At 69.2% G+C, this 18,138-nt stretch carries 24 protein-coding genes; 7 read left to right on the top strand and 17 right to left on the bottom strand.

The window, feature by feature from the left end:
• Positions 1-74: 74 nt before the first annotated feature.
• From pal to ruvC, 11 genes are all read right to left on the bottom strand, one after another.
• Positions 75-635 carry a peptidoglycan-associated lipoprotein Pal gene (pal, locus tag ABDZ95_RS05630; protein ID WP_343791554.1) on the bottom strand — a complete coding sequence of 187 codons (561 nt, stop codon included), beginning with the start codon at positions 633-635 and terminating at the stop codon, positions 75-77.
• Positions 636-762: 127 nt separating this feature from the next.
• Positions 763-2,121 (bottom strand): Tol-Pal system beta propeller repeat protein TolB, encoded by a 1,359-nt coding sequence (gene tolB, locus ABDZ95_RS05625; RefSeq protein WP_343791552.1) that lies wholly within the window; start codon positions 2,119-2,121, stop codon positions 763-765.
• Between the two features lie 106 nt (positions 2,122-2,227).
• Entirely contained in the window at positions 2,228-3,049 is an 822-nt protein-coding gene (locus tag ABDZ95_RS05620; protein WP_343791550.1) for a TonB C-terminal domain-containing protein, read from the bottom strand.
• A 3-nt stretch (positions 3,050-3,052) separates the two neighbouring features.
• Positions 3,053-3,547 carry an ExbD/TolR family protein gene (locus ABDZ95_RS05615; protein WP_343791548.1) on the bottom strand — a complete coding sequence of 165 codons (495 nt, stop codon included), beginning with the start codon at positions 3,545-3,547 and terminating at the stop codon, positions 3,053-3,055.
• Positions 3,548-3,549: 2 nt separating this feature from the next.
• The gene (gene tolQ / locus ABDZ95_RS05610) at positions 3,550-4,272 is read right to left on the bottom strand and encodes a protein TolQ (protein WP_343791546.1); all 723 of its coding nucleotides are present in this window, start codon (positions 4,270-4,272) and stop codon (positions 3,550-3,552) included.
• A gap of 150 nt (positions 4,273-4,422) precedes the next feature.
• Complete coding sequence (locus tag ABDZ95_RS05605) at positions 4,423-4,860, bottom strand: hypothetical protein (protein WP_343791544.1); 438 nt, start codon at positions 4,858-4,860, stop codon at positions 4,423-4,425.
• Complete coding sequence (gene ybgC / locus ABDZ95_RS05600) at positions 4,857-5,318, bottom strand: tol-pal system-associated acyl-CoA thioesterase (RefSeq protein WP_343791542.1); 462 nt, start codon at positions 5,316-5,318, stop codon at positions 4,857-4,859. The genes ABDZ95_RS05605 and ybgC overlap by 4 nt, the downstream gene beginning before the upstream one ends.
• Complete coding sequence (locus tag ABDZ95_RS05595; protein ID WP_343791539.1) at positions 5,315-5,680, bottom strand: hypothetical protein; 366 nt, start codon at positions 5,678-5,680, stop codon at positions 5,315-5,317. The genes ybgC and ABDZ95_RS05595 overlap by 4 nt, the downstream gene beginning before the upstream one ends.
• Positions 5,681-5,719: 39 nt before the next feature.
• Positions 5,720-6,745 (bottom strand): Holliday junction branch migration DNA helicase RuvB, encoded by a 1,026-nt coding sequence (ruvB, locus tag ABDZ95_RS05590; RefSeq protein WP_343791537.1) that lies wholly within the window; start codon positions 6,743-6,745, stop codon positions 5,720-5,722.
• A 142-nt stretch (positions 6,746-6,887) separates the two neighbouring features.
• Positions 6,888-7,508 carry a Holliday junction branch migration protein RuvA gene (gene ruvA, locus ABDZ95_RS05585; protein WP_343791535.1) on the bottom strand — a complete coding sequence of 207 codons (621 nt, stop codon included), beginning with the start codon at positions 7,506-7,508 and terminating at the stop codon, positions 6,888-6,890.
• Positions 7,505-8,020 (bottom strand): crossover junction endodeoxyribonuclease RuvC, encoded by a 516-nt coding sequence (gene ruvC / locus ABDZ95_RS05580; protein ID WP_343791532.1) that lies wholly within the window; start codon positions 8,018-8,020, stop codon positions 7,505-7,507. Before ruvC ends, ruvA begins: the two co-directional genes overlap by 4 nt.
• A gap of 207 nt (positions 8,021-8,227) precedes the next feature.
• Between ruvC and ABDZ95_RS05575 the strand changes: the two genes are divergently transcribed.
• Positions 8,228-8,641 carry a MarR family winged helix-turn-helix transcriptional regulator gene (locus ABDZ95_RS05575; RefSeq protein ID WP_343791530.1) on the top strand — a complete coding sequence of 138 codons (414 nt, stop codon included), beginning with the start codon at positions 8,228-8,230 and terminating at the stop codon, positions 8,639-8,641.
• Positions 8,634-9,866: an MFS transporter gene (locus ABDZ95_RS05570; RefSeq protein WP_343791528.1), complete on the top strand. Its 1,233-nt coding sequence runs from the start codon at positions 8,634-8,636 to the stop codon at positions 9,864-9,866. Before ABDZ95_RS05575 ends, ABDZ95_RS05570 begins: the two co-directional genes overlap by 8 nt.
• Positions 9,867-9,989: 123 nt before the next feature.
• On the opposite strand, the gene ABDZ95_RS05565 is transcribed toward ABDZ95_RS05570, so the two are convergent.
• Both ABDZ95_RS05565 and ABDZ95_RS05560 read right to left on the bottom strand, forming a co-directional pair.
• Entirely contained in the window at positions 9,990-10,676 is a 687-nt protein-coding gene (locus ABDZ95_RS05565) for an MgtC/SapB family protein (RefSeq protein WP_343791526.1), read from the bottom strand.
• A 71-nt stretch (positions 10,677-10,747) separates the two neighbouring features.
• Entirely contained in the window at positions 10,748-11,440 is a 693-nt protein-coding gene (locus ABDZ95_RS05560; RefSeq protein WP_343791524.1) for an MgtC/SapB family protein, read from the bottom strand.
• Positions 11,441-11,547: 107 nt separating this feature from the next.
• On the opposite strand from ABDZ95_RS05560, the gene ABDZ95_RS05555 reads away from it, so the two are divergent.
• Together ABDZ95_RS05555 and ABDZ95_RS05550 are read left to right on the top strand one after the other, a co-directional pair.
• Entirely contained in the window at positions 11,548-12,969 is a 1,422-nt protein-coding gene (locus ABDZ95_RS05555) for a M20/M25/M40 family metallo-hydrolase (protein ID WP_343791522.1), read from the top strand.
• A gap of 154 nt (positions 12,970-13,123) precedes the next feature.
• Complete coding sequence (locus tag ABDZ95_RS05550) at positions 13,124-13,330, top strand: hypothetical protein (protein ID WP_343791520.1); 207 nt, start codon at positions 13,124-13,126, stop codon at positions 13,328-13,330.
• A 4-nt stretch (positions 13,331-13,334) separates the two neighbouring features.
• On the opposite strand, the gene ABDZ95_RS05545 is transcribed toward ABDZ95_RS05550, so the two are convergent.
• Positions 13,335-13,796, bottom strand: a complete 462-nt coding sequence (locus tag ABDZ95_RS05545) for an energy transducer TonB (RefSeq protein ID WP_343791518.1) — start codon at positions 13,794-13,796, stop codon at positions 13,335-13,337.
• Between the two features lie 66 nt (positions 13,797-13,862).
• Positions 13,863-14,636, bottom strand: coding sequence for a YebC/PmpR family DNA-binding transcriptional regulator (locus tag ABDZ95_RS05540; RefSeq protein WP_343791516.1), 774 nt, complete (start codon positions 14,634-14,636; stop codon positions 13,863-13,865).
• A gap of 132 nt (positions 14,637-14,768) precedes the next feature.
• Between ABDZ95_RS05540 and ABDZ95_RS05535 the strand changes: the two genes are divergently transcribed.
• A complete protein-coding gene (locus tag ABDZ95_RS05535; RefSeq protein ID WP_343791514.1) occupies positions 14,769-14,969 on the top strand; it encodes a hypothetical protein in 201 nt (66 codons plus the stop codon).
• On the opposite strand, the gene ABDZ95_RS05530 is transcribed toward ABDZ95_RS05535, so the two are convergent.
• Complete coding sequence (locus ABDZ95_RS05530) at positions 14,966-15,403, bottom strand: acyl-CoA thioesterase (protein WP_343791511.1); 438 nt, start codon at positions 15,401-15,403, stop codon at positions 14,966-14,968. The two genes, ABDZ95_RS05535 and ABDZ95_RS05530, sit on opposite strands and share 4 nt — an antisense overlap.
• 152 nt (positions 15,404-15,555) lie before the next feature.
• Between ABDZ95_RS05530 and ABDZ95_RS05525 the strand changes: the two genes are divergently transcribed.
• The gene (locus ABDZ95_RS05525) at positions 15,556-16,689 is read left to right on the top strand and encodes a zinc-dependent alcohol dehydrogenase family protein (RefSeq protein ID WP_343791509.1); all 1,134 of its coding nucleotides are present in this window, start codon (positions 15,556-15,558) and stop codon (positions 16,687-16,689) included.
• Between the two features lie 24 nt (positions 16,690-16,713).
• The gene (locus tag ABDZ95_RS05520) at positions 16,714-17,139 is read left to right on the top strand and encodes a hypothetical protein (protein ID WP_343791507.1); all 426 of its coding nucleotides are present in this window, start codon (positions 16,714-16,716) and stop codon (positions 17,137-17,139) included.
• A 147-nt stretch (positions 17,140-17,286) separates the two neighbouring features.
• On the opposite strand, the gene ABDZ95_RS05515 is transcribed toward ABDZ95_RS05520, so the two are convergent.
• The gene (locus tag ABDZ95_RS05515; protein ID WP_343791505.1) at positions 17,287-18,039 is read right to left on the bottom strand and encodes an SseB family protein; all 753 of its coding nucleotides are present in this window, start codon (positions 18,037-18,039) and stop codon (positions 17,287-17,289) included.
• Positions 18,040-18,138 lie beyond the last annotated feature (99 nt).

Raw genomic sequence — 18,138 nt, 5'->3', positions numbered from 1 at the left:
GCGGACCGGGCGCTCAAAAGAAAAGGGGCGCCGGCCGCGCCGACGCCCCTTTCCGGACTTCAATCAACCGATTGTCAGCGCACGGCGCCCGAGACGATCGCCGTGTGGGCGTTGCGGTTGCGGGCCCACGAGTCCTCGTTCGAGCCGGCCGCGATCGGACGTTCCTTGCCGTAGCTGATGGTGTCGATGCGGGCGGCCGAGATGCCGCGCTGGATCAGATAGGCGCGAACCGACTCGGCGCGACGGGCGCCCAGTGCCAGGTTGTACTCGCGGGTGCCGCGTTCGTCGGCATTGCCTTCGATGCGGATGGTGACGTTGGGATAGCGCTGCAGCCAGGCGACCTGGGCGTCCAGACGCGGGAAGGCTTCCGAGCGGACCGAGTAGCTGTCCAGGTCGAAGTAGATGCGGTCGCCGACGTTGACGACGAAGTCCTGCTCCGAGCCGGGAGCGGCCGCGCCGCCGATGTTGCCGCCGTCCACACCGCCGTTGTTCACCGGCGGATACTGCGGGCCGGTCGGCGGCGGTACGTTGTTGCCGGCGCCCGTGTCCGTGGCCGGACGCGGCGTACAGGCGGCCATCGCGGTGACGGCGACGCCGACGGCGGCCAGACGAACCAGGGTGGAAGGCTTGAACATGAGAGTCTCCTTGAGTGCCGGGGCTCCCCGCCCCGGAAGATAGCTTTGCTGTACTCGTCGGTACTGTGCCGTCAGGCCTTTCGCCAGCCGGGTAACGCGGGAGTGAGCCGAAAGGCTCCGCTTGTGATCAGTTCGAACAGGCGTCGGCCCCGCCGCCGCCGCGCGCCGGCTGCTCGTCGAGCAGCGGCGACCACGCCGGGTCGGTGCCGCGACCGCTGTAGCCGGACTCGTTCACGACGCGGCCGGACAGGTCCACGGTCCAGAGGCGGGCGTCGCCGCCCGGGGTCTGGCGCGAGAACATGATGTAGCGGCCGTTCGGCGCCCAGGACGGGCCCTCCTCGAAATAGCTGGACGACAGGATGCGCTCGCCCGATCCATCCGGCGCCATGACGCCGGTCGAGAAGCGGCCGCCGCCCTGTTTGGTGAAGGCGATCAGGTCGCCGCGCGGGCTCCAGTTCGGAGCGGTGTAGATACCGCCGCCGCGGGAGATCGGACGCTGGCCCGAACCGTCGGCGTTCATCACATACAGGCGAGCGGAGCCCGAACGGTCCGACGTGAAGACGATGCGGCTGTTGTCCGGGCTGAAGGACGGTGAGGTGTCGATGCCGGGATCGGACGTCAGGCGACGCAGCTGGCGGCTGGCCAAATCCATCACATAGACGTCGGTGTTGCCGCCGCGAATGATCGAGAAGGCCAGCTTGGAGCCGTCGTTGGAGAAGCGCGGCGCCAGCACCTGACCATCGAACTCGCCGAGGCTTTCACGCCGGCGGGTCTGCAGGTTGAACAGATAGATGCGGCTGTAATCGCGGCCGAGTGCGACATAGGTGATCTCGTTCGGATCGCTGATCGAGAAGCGAGGCGACATGATCACTTCATTGACGTCATGGCTCAGAAACTCGGGATTGAAGCCGTCCTGATCCGAGATCGCGAGCCGCGAAATGCGGTTCAGCTGGGTGCCGCTTTCCGAGACGAAGACCACGCGGCTGTCGAAGTAGCCGGTCTCGCCGGTCATGCGGGCATAGACCATGTCGGCGATCTTGTGCCCGACCCGGCGCCACTGCTCGGGCGTGGCGGTGAACTGGTACGAGGTCAGCTGGCACTGGCGCTGGGGGTCGTACAGGCGGAAGCCGAAATCGTTGCGACCGTCCGCGCGCGGCGTGACCGAACCGTAGAGCACCGCCTGGGCGCCGATCGAGGTCCACTGCGGGAAGTTCGGGGCGTTGGCCAGGGTCAGGCCCGTCTCGACGAAACTGGACGGATCCATGGGTTCGAAGTAGCCCGAGCGACGCAGATCCGAACGGATCACGCCGGACAGGTCAGAGCCATTGGCGCCGCTGAAATCGGCCACGGCGATGCGGAAGGCCCGGATCACGCCCTGGTCGACAATGATCTCCTGTCCGCCCGCCTGAGGCGTCTGGGCGGCGGCGGCGAACGGGGCCAGCACCGCGGCGGCGGCGACCGTGGCGATCAGGACCTTCATACGCATGTAATCCTCCAGGCATTCTTCGTGGCGTCGGCCGAACCTCGCGCCAGCCCCAGCTTCAGGCTGAATACGGCGACTTTCCGACAGTCGTTTGATTGATCAGGTCCGGTCAGCGGTTTCGACACATCGGTTCGGTTCTGAACGAGAAGCGCAGTTCCTGCTGCTCATAGCCATCGGGCATCGAGAACGGCGCGGTGGCGCGGATGGCGCGCTCGACCCCGTCGGCGATGGCCCGGTTGGCATGCTGGGCGCGAATGGGGCCGACGATGCGGCCGCGCTCGTCGAGGGTGACGCGGGTGCTGATCACAGCATCGTCGCCGCCCGGCAGATCGCAAGGCAGGGCCCAGTTGGCATAGATTTGAGAGGCGAGCGCCTGCAGGTCGCCCTGCCCGACGGCCTGCGGCGCAGACCCACGCCCCTGCTGGCCCGTCGCCGGTCGTGTGCCCGGTCGGGTCGCGGTGCGCGGCGGTCCCGCCAGGCTGTCGAGGTCCAGTCCCTGTTCGCGCGGCGGGTTCGGGCGCGCCGGCGGGGGCGTGGCCGGACGTGGCGGGTTGGGACGCGCCTTCTCCGGCGGTGCCGGTCGCGGGGGCGTGGGCCGCGGTGTCGGGGTCGGCGTCGGACGCGGCGGCGTCGGTTCAGGACGCGGCTGCGGACGCGGGGTCGGCGGCGGAGGCGTCGGCTCGGGCGGAGCCGGTTTCGGCGGGGCGGCGACCGGCGCGGTCGAGGCGTCCTCGGTCACCAGTTCCTCGGACGGATTATCGGGCGCCGCGGCCTCGATCACGATGGTGTCAGAGACGATCGACACCGGCACGGCATTGACCACCGGCGTCGGCGGCCGGGTCCAGCCCAGCAGCACGGACGCGGCGATGGCCCCTGCCACGCCCGCGTGGACCAGGATCGAACCGACCAGTGATGCGCCGGGACGCTCCAAGCCTCAGCCTTCCGTAGCCGGGGTCGCCGGCGCGGCGGCCGGGGCGGCGGCTGGCGCCGCCGTGTCGGTGATCAGGTTCAGCTTGCTGAAGCCCTCGGACGACAGACGCGCCATCACGCGGGCCACGGCCTGATAGGGCGCGCGGCCGTCGGCGCGGATGAAGATAGGCTTCTCGCGCGCGTCGGCGCCGCCTTCGCGGGCGACGGTCAGCACCAGCCGCTCCCACTCGACCTCGTTCTCACCGACGAACATCGCGCCGTTGCGGTCGATGGTGACGGTCACCGGCTGCGAGTCCGTGTTGACCGAGTTGGCGTCGGTCTCGGGCAACTCCACCTCGACACCGGTCGTCAGCAGGGGCGCCGAGATCATGAAGATGATCAGCAGCACCAGCATGACGTCCACCAGCGGTGTGACGTTGATCTCGCTCAGGGGACGCTTGCGCGCCCGTCTGCGGCCCCGGACGTGTCCGCCCGCGCCGCCGCCTCCGCCCAGCGCCATGCTCAGATCTCCCGGCGGGTGTCGGCGGTCGGAGCGGAGCCCAGACGGCGGGCCACCGCAGCCTGCAGGTCGTCGGCGAAGCTCTCCAGACGGCCGGTGAACTTGCCCGCGTCGATCGAGAATTTGTTGTAGGCGATGTAGGCCGGGATTGCCGCCGCCAGACCGATGGCGGTGGCGAACAGGGCCTCGGCGATGGCCGGAGCCACCGTCGTCAGATTGGTGTTGCCCGCCGCGGCGATGTTGCCGAAGGCGTTCATGATCCCCCAGACCGTGCCGAACAGGCCGATGAAGGGCGACGAGGTGGCGACCACCGACAGGACGCCGAGGCCGTTCTCGACCTTCTGACCCTCGCGGGCGATCAGGCTGTCCAGCGCGCGGTCGGTGCGCGCCATCAGCATATTGGCCTGGGCCTCGTTCAGCGGGCCGCGCGCGCGGGTCTCACGCCAGTCGCTGAGCGCAATGACCAGCATGCGCGGCAGGGGATGCGCCGGGTTGGGGCCCGCCTGCGCCGCGATATCCTCGAGCGATCGACCGGAGCCGACCGCGTTCTCGAAGGCCGTCGCCTGCCCGTTCAGCGCGGCGAAGCGGAAAGCCTTGTCGATGATCACGGCCCACGACCAGACCGAGGCGATAGCGAGGCCGACCATGATGCCCTTCACGACGAAGTCCGCCTCCATGAACAGGGTCACGGGGTTCAGGATCGAGGCGTCAGCGGCGATAGTCATGGGCGTCCTTCCGTCTGTCCGTCCTGTCGAGCGGACGGGCGTGGCGGTTCTGTGGCGATTCGCCCGCGCGAAACGGGCTTTAGCTGCGGTGTAGCTTGGCCGTCGCCTGTCTGCACATGACAGGATCGCGAGCGGGGAATTTACCCGCCGTTACTCGGACCGGCGCGGCGTGTTGGGCTGGACGGCGACCGAGACAGGCGCGCCGACGCTGATGATCACGCCCTCATGGCCTTCCTTGGCGATGGAATAGGTCGCGGCGTCGCGCAGCAGCTGGTCCTCGCAGGCCCGGTCGTTCGGGCGACCCAGATCCTCGCAGCCCTTCTTCGCGGCGTCCGCCCAGCCCCGGACACGGCGCGTGGCCGCCTCGGCGCGGGCCACGGCGGCCTCGTCCTCGGCGGCGGCCTGCGCGACCAGCGCCTGCCGCGCGCCCTGCTGGTACTGGAGCTCGGCCTGACCGGCCATCTTGCGCTCCCAGACCTTGTAGTAGGGGCAGCCGACGAGGCCGCCGCTGACCAGAATGAGGGCCAGCAGGCCGAACACGATCAGGACGGTCCAGCCCTGCCGTTCGGTCATCTCGGTCTTGCTCATTGCGTGTCTCCCTCTCCGCTCGCCAGCCAGGGCGAGACCTTCTCCATCAGCAGCTTCGTCGGACGACGCGGGCGGCCGTCCATATGGATACAGACCACCTCGACGTCGGCCCGGCACAGAGCCTCGTGTCCGCGGGCCACGTCCTGCCGGATCATCATGCGCGGGCCTTTCACGGCCTCGTACCAGGTGCGCACGACCAGCTCGTCGTCGATCCGGGCAGGCTTCAGGAACTTCAGCTCCATCTTCGAGACCACGAAGGCCATCGGCTGGTCGCCGTCCAGCAACTCGGCATGGCCGATGCCCATCAGCCGCAGGCAGTCCGACCGGCCGCGCTCGAAATAGCGGACGTAGTTGGCGTGGTAGACCAGACCGGTGAAGTCGGTGTCCTCGTAGTAGACGCGGACCGGCAGGCGGTGCTCGCGGCCCTCGAAGCGGCCGGCGGTGGGACGGTCGGTCATCGGGCGGCCGGGGGGCGCCGGAGGAAGCCGGGGCACAGGTCGCCCTGCAGCTGGTTGAACTCGGCTCTCAGGGGATCGGTCTCCAGCATCAATCGGTTGGGGCGCGAGATGAAGGCGATCACCTGCCCCTCGTCGGCGACATAGCCGCAGATGGCGCTGCGACGGCCTTCCTCGGTGTAACGGATACGCGCACCGGGGCCCATGTGCTCGCGGACCTGATCCCGGGCGCGGTCCTCGGGCGAAGGCCCCGGCGGCCCGAAGCCATTCTGCGTGACCAGCCACAGGCTGAGCGCGCCGAGGGCCAGAACCACGGCCCCCAGCAGGAAGATCAGACGGTCGATGGACAGGCGGCGGCGCGTCATCGTGCGACCATGCCGTCATTCGCCGCCCGGCGGAACCCGTCAGCCGAACAGATCGCCCGCCTGTGGGACTTTGGGCGGCTCGGCCAGACCCAGATGCGCATAGGCTTTCGCACAGGCCATGCGGCCGCGGGGGGTGCGCTGGATGAAGCCCTGCTGCAGCAGATAGGGCTCGATCACATCCTCGACGGCGTCGCGCGCCTCGGCGATGGCGGCGGCGAGCGTGTCCATGCCGACGGGGCCTCCGCCGTAGTTCTCGATCAGGGCCTTGAGGAAGCGGCGGTCGTTGGAGTCCAGCCCGACCTCGTCGATCTCCAGCCGGGCCAGAGCGCGGGCCGCGGCCAGCCTGTCGATGGCCGGAGCCCCCTCGGCGGTGGCGAAGTCGCGGACCCGGCGCAGCAGGCGCCCGGCGATGCGGGGCGTGCCGCGCGAGCGCGAGGCGATCTCCAGCGCGCCATCCTCGGTGATGGCCGCGCCCATCTTGCGCGCCGTGCCCATGACCACCCGGGTCAGTTCCTCGGGTGAATAGAATTCCAGCCGCAGGGGGATGCCGAACCGGTCGCGCAGCGGCGTCGCCAACATGCCCGCCCGCGTCGTGGCGCCGACAAGGGTGAAGGGCGCCAGATCGATCCGGACCGACCGCGCCGAGGGCCCCTCGCCGATGATCAGGTCCAACACATGGTCTTCCATGGCGGGATAGAGGATTTCCTCCACCGCCGGATTCATGCGGTGAATCTCGTCGATGAACAGCACGTCGCGCGGTTCGAGATTGGTCAGGATGGCCGCGAGGTCGCCCGCCTTGGCGAGGATCGGGCCGGAGGTGGCGCGGAAGCCGACCCCCAGTTCCCGCGCCACGATCTGCGCCAGTGTCGTCTTGCCCAGCCCCGGAGGGCCGAACAGCAGGACGTGATCCAGCGCCTCCTGACGCGCGCGGGCGGCGTCGATGAAGACCTTGAGATTGGCCTTGGACTGCTCCTGCCCGACGAAATCCTGCAGCACCTGCGGACGCAGTGCGCGATCGAGGGCGTCGCCGGGAGCCTGTTCGGGAGAAATGATGCGGTCGGTCATGCACCGCTCCTTTGGCAGGCGGCGCACGACCCGGGAGTGAAAAGTGCTGGTGAGCGAGAAGTGAGCGGAAGAGCTGCAAGCCTTGCGCAGGCAGGCTCACTGCTTTGCTCATCTCCACGCTCACTGTTCACTCGCCACGCCCTCATCGGCCCAGCTCCTGCAGGGCGGCGCGGATGACGGCGGAGAGGTCGGCGTCTTCGCCCAGACGGATCAGGGCGTGGTCGACGGCGCGGCGGGCGTTGACCTCGGCGACGCCGAGGCCGAGCAGGGCCGAGACGGCCTCGCCGGTCAGGCTGGGCGCAGGCGGCGCGGCGACCTCGACATGGACGCCCGGCGCGGTCGGGGTGAACGACGGATCGCCCAGCGACTTGCCCTTCAGCTCGGTGACGATGCGCAGGGCCAGCTTGGGCCCCACGCCGTTGGCGCGGGCGACCGCCGACTTGTCCTCGCGCGCGACGGCCGAGGCCAGCTCGCCCGGCGGCAGGACGTCCAGCACCGACAGGGCCGCCTTGGGGCCCACGCCCTGAATCGCCAGCAGGGTGGTGAAGGCGCGGCGCTCGTCGCGTGTCAGGAACCCATAGAGACGCGGGCCGGCATCCTCGCTCCATTGCGAATGGACATGCAGGGTCGCCTCGTCGCCGGGCGCGGGAAGGCGCTGGAGGGTTCGCGCGCCACAGGAGACGACATAGCCGACGCCGGCGCAGTCGATCAGGCAATGATCCTGATCCACCTCTGCCAGCATGCCGCGAAGACGACCGATCATGCGGCGCCTCGCAGGCTCTCGAGGAGGGTCCGCTTGCGCAGCTGGGCGTGGGTGATGGCGACGGCCAGGGCGTCGGCGGCGTCGGCCTTCACCTCGCCCGCGCCGGGCAGCAGGCGTTTGACCATGAAGGCCACCTGGTCCTTGTCGGCCTGACCCGTACCGACCACCGCCTTCTTGATCAGGCTGGGCGAATATTCCGCGACTGGCAGGCCCGAGCGGGCGGGCGCCAGCATGACCGCCGCGCGGGCGTGGCCCAGCTTCAGCGTCGAGGTCGGGTTCATGTTGACGAAGACCTCCTCGATCGCCGCCTCGTCGCACGACCATTCGGCGCAGACCGCGCCGACATGATCCAGAAGGTGCAGCAGGCGCTCGCTGAACGGAGCGGTCTCGGGCGGGATCACGACCCCGTGCGCGATCCAGCGCAGACGCGAGCCCTCCGCCGCCACGATGCCCCATCCGGTGCGTCGCAGGCCGGGGTCCAGCCCCAGAATCCGAGTCGTTTCGTTCGCCATCCGTTCCGGTATGCCCGAGAGATGCCTAACGGACAATGACTGCGTTTCCCTTCTCCCCTCGCGGGAGAAGGTGGCGGCCGAAGGCTGACGGATGAGGGGGACATTCGGATCGACAAACCCCTCATCCGGCCCTTCGGGCCACCTTCTCCCGCAAGGGGAGAAGGAAGCGCTGTTGCATATGCAACACCGCCATGCTTTGCATATGCAATGGAAGACGCCTCCCCCTGCGTGTGCGGCCGCCTGCGCCGCGCCTCCCGCGCCCTGACCCGACTGTACGATGAGGCGCTGGAGCCGGTCGGGCTGACGGTGACCCAGTTCTCGGTGATGCGGACGCTGAGCCGGCACGACCGGCCGACGCTGGCCGAACTGGCCGAGGCGACGGCGCACGAGAAGAGCGCCCTGTGGCGGACGCTGCAGCCGCTGGCGAGGAAGGGCTGGATCGATGCGGCGTCGAGTGAGGGCGAGCGCGGGCAGAGGCTGGCGCTGACCCCGGCGGGCCGCGAGAAGCTGAACGACGCCATGCCGCCGTGGCGCGAGGCGCAGGCGCGGGTCAGCGAGACCCTCGGCCCTCGCGAGGCCGCCCTGATCGAACTGCTGAAGGAGGTCGAGGCCCATGTCTGACGCCGGCGCCCCCTCCCCCGCACTGTCGCGCCGCGCATGGATCATGATCCTGGCAGGGGCGGTGATCGTCACCCTGTCGATGGGCGTGCGCCAGTCGTTCGGCCTGTTCCTGACGCCGCTGGGGATGAGCCTGGAGGTCGACCGGCAGACGTTCGGCCTGATCGTGGCGGCGCAGAACCTGCTGTTCGGCATCCTGCAGCCCTTCGTCGGCGCCTGGGCCGACAGGCATGGGGCCGGGCGGATCGCGGTCGTCGGGGCGGCGGTCTATGCCTTGGGGCTGGTGGTGGCGGCCACGGCCGCCAACGCGGTGGGTCTGGCCATCGGCTTCGGCGCGCTGGTCGGACTGGCGATGGCGGGCTGCACCTTCACCGTCATTCTCGGCGCCGTTGGCAAGATCGTCCCGGCCGAGAAGCGGACGCTGGCGTTCGGCATCGTCACAGCGGGCGGATCGTTCGGCCAGTTTCTGGTCGTGCCGGCCGCGCAGGGTCTGCTGGACGCCGTCAACTGGCGCATTACCCTGTTCGTGCTGGCCGGGATGGTCGCCCTGATCGTGCCGCTGGCGCTGGGCGTGGCGGGCAAGCCGCCGACGCCCGGAGGCAAGGAAGACGGCCAGCCGATCGGCGAGGCGCTGAGGGAGGCCTTCGCCCATCCGTCGTTCTGGCTGCTGAACGCGGGCTTCTTCGTCTGCGGCTTCCACATCGCCTTCGTCGGCACCCACCTGCCGGCCTATATCCGCGATCAGGGCCTGCCGGCCGAGACCGGCGCCTATGCGCTGGCGCTGATCGGCCTGTTCAACATCCTCGGTTCGTGGCTGTGGGGCGCATGGGGGTCGAAGCATTCCAAGAAGGGGCTACTGGCCCTGCTCTACGCCCTGCGCGGCGTGGCCGTGGCGATCTTCCTGGTGGTTCCGCTGTCGTCGCCGAGCGTGCTGGTGTTCGCCGCGACCTTCGGCTTCCTGTGGCTGGGCACGGTGCCCCTGACCAACGGCCTGGTCGCGCAGATCTACGGGCTGAGACACCTGTCGGCGCTGGCCGGCATCGTCTTCCTGAGCCATCAGGTCGGCGCCTTCCTCGGCGCCTGGTTGGCGGGCGTGGCCTTCGATGCGACCGGGTCCTACCTCGTCGTCTGGCTGGCCTCGATCGCGCTGGGCTTCCTGGCCGCCGTCGCCAACCTGCCGATCCGCGAGGCGCCGATCGCGCGGCCTGCACAGATCCCGGCCGAATGACCCGCAAGCTGGCCATCGGCGCGGGCGTCGCCGCCCTGATGGGGCTGGGCCTGTGGCTGTGGAGCCGTCACGGCCTGGCGGTCTTCCTCGACGCCATGATCGCCTTCTGCACCTGACGGCCGACTACTCGTCGCGAGGCATCACCGAGAAGCCGACCAGATCGCGCTCGTCCGACAGGCGGGCGACGAGGCCGTCGATGTCCATCGGCATGGGTCCCTTCACCTTCATGTGGTGCTCGTGGATCTTGCCGTCATGGGCGATGACGTGGCCAAGGCGCACGGCCTTCAGCCCCGCGTCCTTCAGCAGATTGCGCACCCGCGCCTCGGCCGGGGCCGCGCCGCGCTTCCAGCGCAGGGTGACGTCCATCACCCCGATGTGGGGCAGTTTGGCGTCGGCGAGACGCAGGACCGCCAGCACGCCCAGCGTCGCGCCCGCCGCGACCAGCGCCAGCTGCCACATGCCGACGCCCAGCAGCACGCCGATGGCCGAGGTGACCCACAGCGACGCCGCCGTGGTAAGGCCGTGGACCGAAAAGCCCTCGCGGAAGATGACGCCGGCGCAGAGGAAGCCGATGCCGGTCAAAAGGCCGTGCGACATCCGCGTGGGGTCGATCACCACCGTCTGGCCCGTCAGCGCCGTGAAGGCCCAGGTCGATTGGTGCATGGCCGCCAGCATCAGGACGCAGCTGGTCAGGCAGACGAGAATATGGGTCCGGAAGCCCGCCGGATGCCCGTGATAGGTTCGCTCGACCCCGATCAGCCCCCCGGCCGTCATGGCCGCGAGCACCGGCCAGACCAGATCCCATGTCATCGCTGAAATTCGCTCCGCAAACTGACGAATCCCGAGCGTAAGCCCGCCAAGCGGAGCAGATCAAGCGGGCGTCAGTCGTCGCGCGGATCCAGCTGATAGCCGACCACGCCGTCGATGCTGCGCAGGCGGGCGGCGAGCGCTTTCAAACCAGGCTCGCCGTCGATCTTGAACCGGAAGCAGCGGCGCAGCATTTGGCCGCCCTCGATCATGTCGAACCGGTCGGCGCGATGACCGCGATCCAGCCCGGCGAGCGCCGCCTCGATGCGGTCCTCGGCGCCGCTGGCGTCGCGTCGCCAGACGATCTCGGCGTCGACGACGGAGTTCTGGGGCAGGCGGCGGCTGACCAGTCGCAGGGCCACGAGGATTGCGACCGTCAGCGCGGTGCCGGTGGCGCCCAGACCATAGAGGCCCGCGCCAAACAGCAGGCCGATCGCCGCCGTGATCCAGAGCGAGGCCGCTGTCGTCAGGCCGTGGATCGAAAAGCCCGCGCGGAAGATCACCCCGGCGCACAGGAAGCCGATCCCGGTCAGGACGCCGTGCGCCATACGGGCCGGGTCGGTGATGATCTCCGTGCCGGGCATGGTCGCGAACCGCCAGGCCGCCTGCGAGACCGACAACTCCATCAGCAGGGCCGAGGCCAGGCAGACGAGAATGTGGGTGCGGAAGCCCGCCGCACGGCCACGCCATTCGCGCTCGAAGCCGATCAGTCCGCCGGCGAGCACGGCGGCCAGCAGGGGCAGGGCGAAGTCGGGCAGGTCCGTCATGTCCATTTGCGACGAACGGCGTCCGGGGCGCGCCGTTCCCGCGACGCTTGATGCGAGACAGGCCGTCGCAGGCGGGCTAGCGTCCGTCCGGGACCGGAGAAATCGTTATGTCGATCGTGTCGCGCGTCGTTGCGCCCTTCCTCGCCGCCGCCCTGACGGCCACGGCCGCGATGGCCCAGACGCCCTCGCCGCGCCCGGACCAGACCGAATTCCGCGAGCTGTATCGCGAGCTGATCGAGACCAACACGACCCTGTCCGAAGGCAACTGCACCCTCGCCTCGGAGCGAATGGCTGCCCGCCTGCTGGCCGCCGGCTTCCCGCAGGAGGATGTGCAGGTGCTCGTGTTCAATGAGCGGCCGAAGGACGGCAATCTGGCCGCCGTGCTGCGCGGCTCCGATCCGTCGGCGCGGCCGATCCTGCTGCTGGCCCACATCGATGTGGTCGAGGCCCGGCGCGAGGACTGGGAGCGCGATCCGTTCACCCTCGTGGAAGAGAACGGCTATTTCCACGCCCGCGGCGCGCACGACGACAAAGCCCAGGCGGCGATCTGGGTCGACACCTTGATCCGACTGAAGCAGCAGGGGTTCACCCCGCGCCGGGACATCAAGATCGCCCTGACCTGCGGCGAGGAGACGTCGGACACCTGGAACGGGGTGTCGTGGTTGCTGGAGACGCACCCCGACGCACTGGACGCCGCCTTCGCCCTGAACGAGGGCGCGCGCGGGCGGCTGGACGCCGAGGGGCAGCGGATCGCGCTGGAGATCCAGGCCGGCGAGAAGATCTATCAGGACTACCGGTTGGAGATCACCAATCCGGGCGGTCACTCGTCCCGCCCGGTGCGGGACAACGCCATCTATCGCCTGTCCAACGCCCTGTCGCGGCTGGGCGCCCATGCCTTCCCGACCGAGCCGAACGAGACGGTGAAGGCCTATTTCGGGGCCATGGCCGCCGCCACGCCGAACCATGCTGCAGACATGCGCGCGATAGGTGCGGCCTCGGGCGAGACGATGATGCAGGCGGCGACGCGGCTCTCGGCCGCCGATCCGGCATGGAACGCCATCCTGCGCACCACCTGCGTGGCCACCATGGTCGACGCCGGCCATGCGCCCAACGCCCTGCCACAACGCGCGACGGCCAATGTGAACTGCCGCATCCTGCCCGGCCATGAGCCGCAAGAGGTGCGTGCCGATCTGGAGCGGGTGCTGGCCGACCCCGGCATCGCCGTGACCATTCCCGGCAACATCGACCCGACCTCGCCGCCCCCTCCTCTGTCGGACGAGATCGTCGGCCCGATCCGCGAGATCGCAGGCCGCATGTGGCCGGGCGTGCCGGTGGTCCCGTCGATGAGCCCCGGCGCCACCGACGGCCGCTTCACCAATGCGGCCGGCATCCCGACCTATGGCGTCACCGGCCTGTTCGCCGATCCGGACGGCGGCGGCGTGCACGGTCTCAACGAACGCATCCGCGTGCGCTCGCTCTACGAGGGCCGCGACTTCCTGTTCGATCTGGTGAAGGCCTACGCCGACTGAACTGCGGCTACCCAGGTATTCTTCCGGAGGTCAGCGGCTCGTCAGGTCAAACAGGAAAAATCAGAGTAAACCGAAGGTTACCAGTGCAACCCGGGCGCGACTGCGGGGAACCCCAGCCCTGCCTTGTGCTCTTTCGTTGGCGAAGGAGACGATCATGCCGCCGCGCCCGCAACGCCGTGTGAATGCCGAGCACTTCGAGGCCCTGCGCGCCGAGGTGATCCGCGCGGCCGTGGAACTGTCGGACGACCAGTTGAGCGACCTGACCGAGGCCCTGCACGGCATGATCCGGCTACGCCGCCCGCCCCGCCCCATCGGCCGTCCCTCAGGCTGGCTGGAGGCAGAGTCGCCCTACATCGTCTGACAGGTCAGTCGGGCAGGACGTAGCGCACCCGGAAGTCGACGCGTGCGCCACTGGGAACCTCGCCGGCCACGCGGGCGTCCCCGGCCGCCGCCAATGCGCTGCGGCCGAAACCCAGACCCGACGGCGCTTCCTCCACGACCAGGCAGTTGGTCAGGCTGCGATCCGGTTGCACCGTGCAGATCAGCCGGACGACGCCCTTGGACACCGAAAGCGCGTCCTCAGGATAGTCCGGCACGGGAGGCCGGTCCCAGCGCGGCTGGACCACGGCGAAATGCACCGGCGGCGAGCTGCCATCCGCCGACGCCGCATCCGCATCGGCCGGCAGCGGCTCGGCGGTGATGACCTCAACCGTTTCGACCTTTGGCCTCGGGAAGCCGAACTCCGGCAGGCGAAACTCGATCCTGGACCCCGCCTGCCAGATCAGTGACCCCACCGCGATCGCTGCGAGCGTGACCCCGATGATCAAGGGCCACGGCGTGCGTTTCGGCTCCTCGACAATCCTCGGTCTGCGCTGCGGAGCGGGCTCCACGGATCAGCCCGCGTACTTCGCGGCGTCCTCGTCCGAGATGTCCTCGTTCGAATAGACGTTCTGAACGTCGTCCTCGGCGTCGAGCGCATCCAGCAGCTTGAACAGGGTGCCGACGGCCTCGCCGGTGACCGGCACGTCCGACTGCGGCTTCCAGACGATGGCGGTCGACTTCGGATCGCCCAGCACCTTCGACATGGCCTCGGCCACTTCGTTCAGGTCCTCGAAGGCGGTCCAGATGGTGTGGCCCGGCGCGTCCTCATAGATGTCCGGCTTGACCAGATCGCTCTCGACGTCCTGGGCGCCGGCCTCGATTGCGGCTTCCATGACGGCGTCCTCGCTGCCGGCCTCGGCGGCGTAGGTGATCTTGCCGACCTTGTCCCACATGAAGGCGACCGAGTTCATCTCGCTCAGCGAGCCGCCGTTCTTCTTGAACGCCGCGCCGATGTTCGAGGCCGCGCGGTTGCGGTTGTCGGTCAGGGCCTCGACGATGATGCCCACGCCGCCGGGGCCGCGGCCCTCATAGCGGATTTCTTCCATCGTATCGGCGTCGCCCGACGAGGCCTTGTTGATGGCGCGCTGGATGACGTCCTTGGGCAGGCTTTCGGCCTTGGCGTTGTTCACGGCCAGACGCAGGCGCGGGTTCATGGCCGGATCGGGCATGCCCGACTTGGCGGCGACGGTGATGTCGCGCGACAGCTTGGAGAACAGCTTGGAGCGCGCGGCGTCGGCGCGACCCTTGCGGTGCATGATGTTCTTGAACTTGGAATGGCCGGCCATGGTTCGGTCTCTGGTCGTCGTCAGCGGTAGAATGTCGGAGCCGCGATCTAGCCGAAGGCGGCCACGGTGTCACGGTTCAGGAACCGGTAGAGCTTTACGGGCATTTTCACACCGACCAGACGGAGAGCCCCCATGACCGCCGAAGACGCCATCTACGAAGCCGAGGGCTATCACGACGACGATCTGCACGAAGCAGACATCGTCGAATGGTACGAGGCCCGTCCGATGACGGTCTCGACCTACGTCGCCACCGGCGCCGTCATCGGCGCCTTCGCGCTGGGCGTGCTGACCGCCGTCGGGGCCCTGGCCCTGATGGGCCGCCTCGAGGACTAGGTCTTCAGGCTTTCGAGGAAGCCGCGCATCTTGTCGTCGACCGGAACGGGGCGTTTGCTCTCCCGGTCGACATAGACGTGGACGAAATAGCCCACGGCCGCGGCGTCCTGCTCGTTGTTGCGAAACAGACCGATCTCGTAGCGTACCGAGCTTGAACCGACGTGGGCGACGCGGACGCCCGCCTCGATCTCGTCCGGGAATGCGGTTGGCGAGAAATAGCGGCAGCCCGTTTCGGCGACCAGGCCGATGGTCTTGCCGTTGTGGATGTCCAGCACGCCGTTGACCACCAGCAGCCGGTTCACCGCCGTGTCGAACCACGAATAATAGACCACATTGTTCACGTGGCCGTAGACGTCATTGTCCATCCAGCGGGTCGAGATCTGCTGGAAGCGGCGGTAGTCGCTGCGTTTGGTCCGTTCGATGGCGCCGGTCATGAAGTCTCCCTGAGATGCGCTATCGCTCGCGACGCGATCGCTCGCTGCATGAGCGCAGACGGTGTTGGCGTTTCCCGGAGCGCCTCTTCGTGCGCTTCCGATACTGACGCTCGGACTTGGCGGACGCCGCGTCAAGCGCCTAGCGTCAGGACATGAGCACGATCACGTCACGCGCCGCCGTCCTCAACGCCATGGGCGCCGCACGCCCCTATGCCGACAGCCGGCCGCTGGGGATCGAGACCGTCACCCTGGATGCGCCCGGCATGGGCGAGGTGCGGGTCGCGATCCGCGCCGCGGGCCTGTGCCACTCGGACCTCAGTGTCATCAATGGCGACCGACCGCGCCCCATGCCGATGGCGCTCGGGCACGAGGCGGCCGGGGTGGTCGAGGCGGTAGGCGCGGGCGTCAACGACCTGCAGCCCGGCGACCATGTCGTCATGGTCTTCATGCCGTCGTGCGGCCACTGCAACCCTTGCGCCGGCGGACGGCCCGCCCTGTGCGAGCCCGGCGCGGCGGCAAACGGCAAGGGCGAGCTGCTGGGCGGCGGGCGGCGCATCCACGGCCGCGAGGGCGAACTGAACCACCACCTCGGCTGCTCGGCCTTCGCCGACCGGGCCGTCGTGTCGCGGCGCTCGCTGGTGAAGGTGCCGGCCGACCTGCCGTTCGAACACGCGGCCCTGTTCGGCTGCGCGGTCCTGACCGGCGTCGGCGCCGTGGTGAACACCGCGGGCGTGCGGGCGGGCCAATCGGTGGCCGTGGTCGGTCTGGGCGGGGTGGGTCTGGCCTCGGTGCTGGGCGCGCTGGCGTCGGGCGCGACGCCGGTGGTGGCCGTCGATCTGTCGGACGAGAAGCTGGCGCTGGCCCGCACCCTCGGCGCCGTGCACACCGTCAATGCCGCCGCGCCCGACGCGGTGGAGCAGGTCCGCGCCCTGACCGGCGGCGGGGCGGACTTCGTGTTCGAGATGGCCGGCTCGGCGCGGGCGCTGGAGAACGCCTGGAAGATGACGCGGCGCGGGGGGACCACCGTCACCGCGGGTTTGCCGCCGCCGGACGCGGCGCTGGCGGTCAACATCGTCTCGCTGGTCGCCGAGGAGCGCACGCTGAAGGGGAGCTATATCGGCACCTGCGTGCCCGCGCGTGACATCCCGCGCTATGTCGCCCTGTTCCGCGAGGGGCGGCTGCCGGTCGATCGCCTGCTGAGCGGGACGATCGCGCTGGAGGACATCAATGCCGCCTTCGACGATCTGGCGGACGGCAAGGCGGTGCGGACGGTCGTGACCTTCTGACCGGCGTGTGTCAGACCACGCGTCATGACACAGCCCCTGCGCCGCCTGATCGACCTGCCCGGTATCGACGACCTGGAGATGAAGGCGCTGATGAAGCCCGGCCACGCGGACCCGGATCGCCGCGACGAGTTTCCGGAGATCGACGAGACCGCGAAGAAGGCCTTCGGCCTGTCTCTGGACGAGGCGGAAGCGGTCGCCCTGCCCGACGACTGGGACGATATTCACCGGCTCGATCCCATGGATCAGATCGACGCCTTCGAGGCCGAAGGCTGGGATGTGCGGGACAGCCGCCGCAAGCCGCTGCGGATGCTGACCCACTGGGCGCTGCCGCTGGCGCTGGCCATGCGTGGCGTGGCGGGCGAACTGCCCTTCCACGCCGAGCCGGACCAGAAGGAAACCGACTGGGGCTCCAGCCTCGCGGCCGAAGCCTCCCGCTTCCGGAAGCGTTAGACTTTCCGACTGCCGCTCATCCCCGCGAAGGCGGGGACCCAGTACATGTAGTGGTTCAGTTCCGGCGCTTCGCAGCGCGCTCCGGATATCCTGCGCTCGAGTCCGCCAGCCGCACTGGATCCCCGCCTTCGCGGGGATGAGCGGAAGTCAGAGCCGGATTCCAACCCCGTCCTCGCCGCCCGGCTTGCTGACGGCGACGTCGAAAGTTTCACCGGCGGCGTCCAGGCCGCGCAGGGCGCGTCCGACGATGGCGCGGACGGTGGCGGGCTCCTCCGGCGTGCGGATGTCGACGTACCAGCCGGTCTGGCCGGTTTCGACCCAGCGCGAGCGGGCCAGCCAGGCGGACTCGGCGCGAATGCTGGCGAACACCTCGTTCAGCGCCTCGATGAGCGCGATGGGATAATCGACCGGCCGGACGTCCGACAGCTCGACCGTGCCTGTCGGGCGCACGGGTTCCGGCACGGCCGGCGCGTGTTCAAGAACAGCCTTCAGCTGATCGGGCTGGAGCAGGAGCCCCTTGCCGCCGTCCGGGTTCAGCAGGACGACCTTGTCCTGCACCATCTCCAGCAGCCGGCGGCCGTTCATCGCCAGGATGCGGCAGTCGTCGCCGAAGATCGGCGGCGCGCGGCGCGGATCGGTGAACAGGGTGACCGTGTCGCGGCCGTCATTCAGCACAAGCCCGCGCAGGATCAGTTGCTCGCCTTCCTTCAGCACCTTGTGCCCGTCGTCGCCGTGGACGCCGCCCGGCGTGCCCGGCTCCGGAACCGCGAACAGATCGACCTCGAGCATCAGGCGCTCGAAGGCCCCCATCTTCGTATGGTCCGCCAATCCCTCGTAGAGAGCGACCTCCAGCGGGTTCATCGGATTGTCGGTGAAGGTCAGGGGAACGGCGTCGGTCATGGTCGGCTCTATGGGGACTGGGCCGGACACAAGATGCGACGCGATGCGCGGCGTCAACGGCCCGGCGTCAACGGCGCAAAAGAGAACGGCCGCTTCCCG

The organism is Brevundimonas kwangchunensis (genome assembly GCF_039523815.1).
GTDB classification, from domain to species: Bacteria; Pseudomonadota; Alphaproteobacteria; order Caulobacterales; family Caulobacteraceae; genus Brevundimonas; species Brevundimonas kwangchunensis.
The sequence above is the reverse complement of the archived record's forward strand: the minus strand, read 5'-3'. Positions and strand labels throughout refer to the sequence as shown.

Coding starts and splice junctions, on each gene's coding strand:
- pal (WP_343791554.1), bottom strand. CDS start 635: ATGTTCAAGCCTTCCACCCTGGTTCGTCTGGCCGCCGTCGGCGTCGCC.
- tolB (WP_343791552.1), bottom strand. CDS start 2,121: ATGCGTATGAAGGTCCTGATCGCCACGGTCGCCGCCGCCGCGGTGCTG.
- ABDZ95_RS05615 (WP_343791548.1), bottom strand. CDS start 3,547: ATGGCGCTGGGCGGAGGCGGCGGCGCGGGCGGACACGTCCGGGGCCGC.
- tolQ (WP_343791546.1), bottom strand. CDS start 4,272: ATGACTATCGCCGCTGACGCCTCGATCCTGAACCCCGTGACCCTGTTC.
- ABDZ95_RS05605 (WP_343791544.1), bottom strand. CDS start 4,860: ATGAGCAAGACCGAGATGACCGAACGGCAGGGCTGGACCGTCCTGATC.
- ybgC (WP_343791542.1), bottom strand. CDS start 5,318: ATGACCGACCGTCCCACCGCCGGCCGCTTCGAGGGCCGCGAGCACCGC.
- ABDZ95_RS05595 (WP_343791539.1), bottom strand. CDS start 5,680: ATGACGCGCCGCCGCCTGTCCATCGACCGTCTGATCTTCCTGCTGGGG.
- ruvB (WP_343791537.1), bottom strand. CDS start 6,745: ATGACCGACCGCATCATTTCTCCCGAACAGGCTCCCGGCGACGCCCTC.
- ruvA (WP_343791535.1), bottom strand. CDS start 7,508: ATGATCGGTCGTCTTCGCGGCATGCTGGCAGAGGTGGATCAGGATCAT.
- ruvC (WP_343791532.1), bottom strand. CDS start 8,020: ATGGCGAACGAAACGACTCGGATTCTGGGGCTGGACCCCGGCCTGCGA.
- ABDZ95_RS05575 (WP_343791530.1), top strand. CDS start 8,228: ATGGAAGACGCCTCCCCCTGCGTGTGCGGCCGCCTGCGCCGCGCCTCC.
- ABDZ95_RS05570 (WP_343791528.1), top strand. CDS start 8,634: ATGTCTGACGCCGGCGCCCCCTCCCCCGCACTGTCGCGCCGCGCATGG.
- ABDZ95_RS05565 (WP_343791526.1), bottom strand. CDS start 10,676: ATGACATGGGATCTGGTCTGGCCGGTGCTCGCGGCCATGACGGCCGGG.
- ABDZ95_RS05560 (WP_343791524.1), bottom strand. CDS start 11,440: ATGACGGACCTGCCCGACTTCGCCCTGCCCCTGCTGGCCGCCGTGCTC.
- ABDZ95_RS05555 (WP_343791522.1), top strand. CDS start 11,548: ATGTCGATCGTGTCGCGCGTCGTTGCGCCCTTCCTCGCCGCCGCCCTG.
- ABDZ95_RS05550 (WP_343791520.1), top strand. CDS start 13,124: ATGCCGCCGCGCCCGCAACGCCGTGTGAATGCCGAGCACTTCGAGGCC.
- ABDZ95_RS05540 (WP_343791516.1), bottom strand. CDS start 14,636: ATGGCCGGCCATTCCAAGTTCAAGAACATCATGCACCGCAAGGGTCGC.
- ABDZ95_RS05535 (WP_343791514.1), top strand. CDS start 14,769: ATGACCGCCGAAGACGCCATCTACGAAGCCGAGGGCTATCACGACGAC.
- ABDZ95_RS05530 (WP_343791511.1), bottom strand. CDS start 15,403: ATGACCGGCGCCATCGAACGGACCAAACGCAGCGACTACCGCCGCTTC.
- ABDZ95_RS05525 (WP_343791509.1), top strand. CDS start 15,556: ATGAGCACGATCACGTCACGCGCCGCCGTCCTCAACGCCATGGGCGCC.
- ABDZ95_RS05520 (WP_343791507.1), top strand. CDS start 16,714: ATGACACAGCCCCTGCGCCGCCTGATCGACCTGCCCGGTATCGACGAC.
- ABDZ95_RS05515 (WP_343791505.1), bottom strand. CDS start 18,039: ATGACCGACGCCGTTCCCCTGACCTTCACCGACAATCCGATGAACCCG.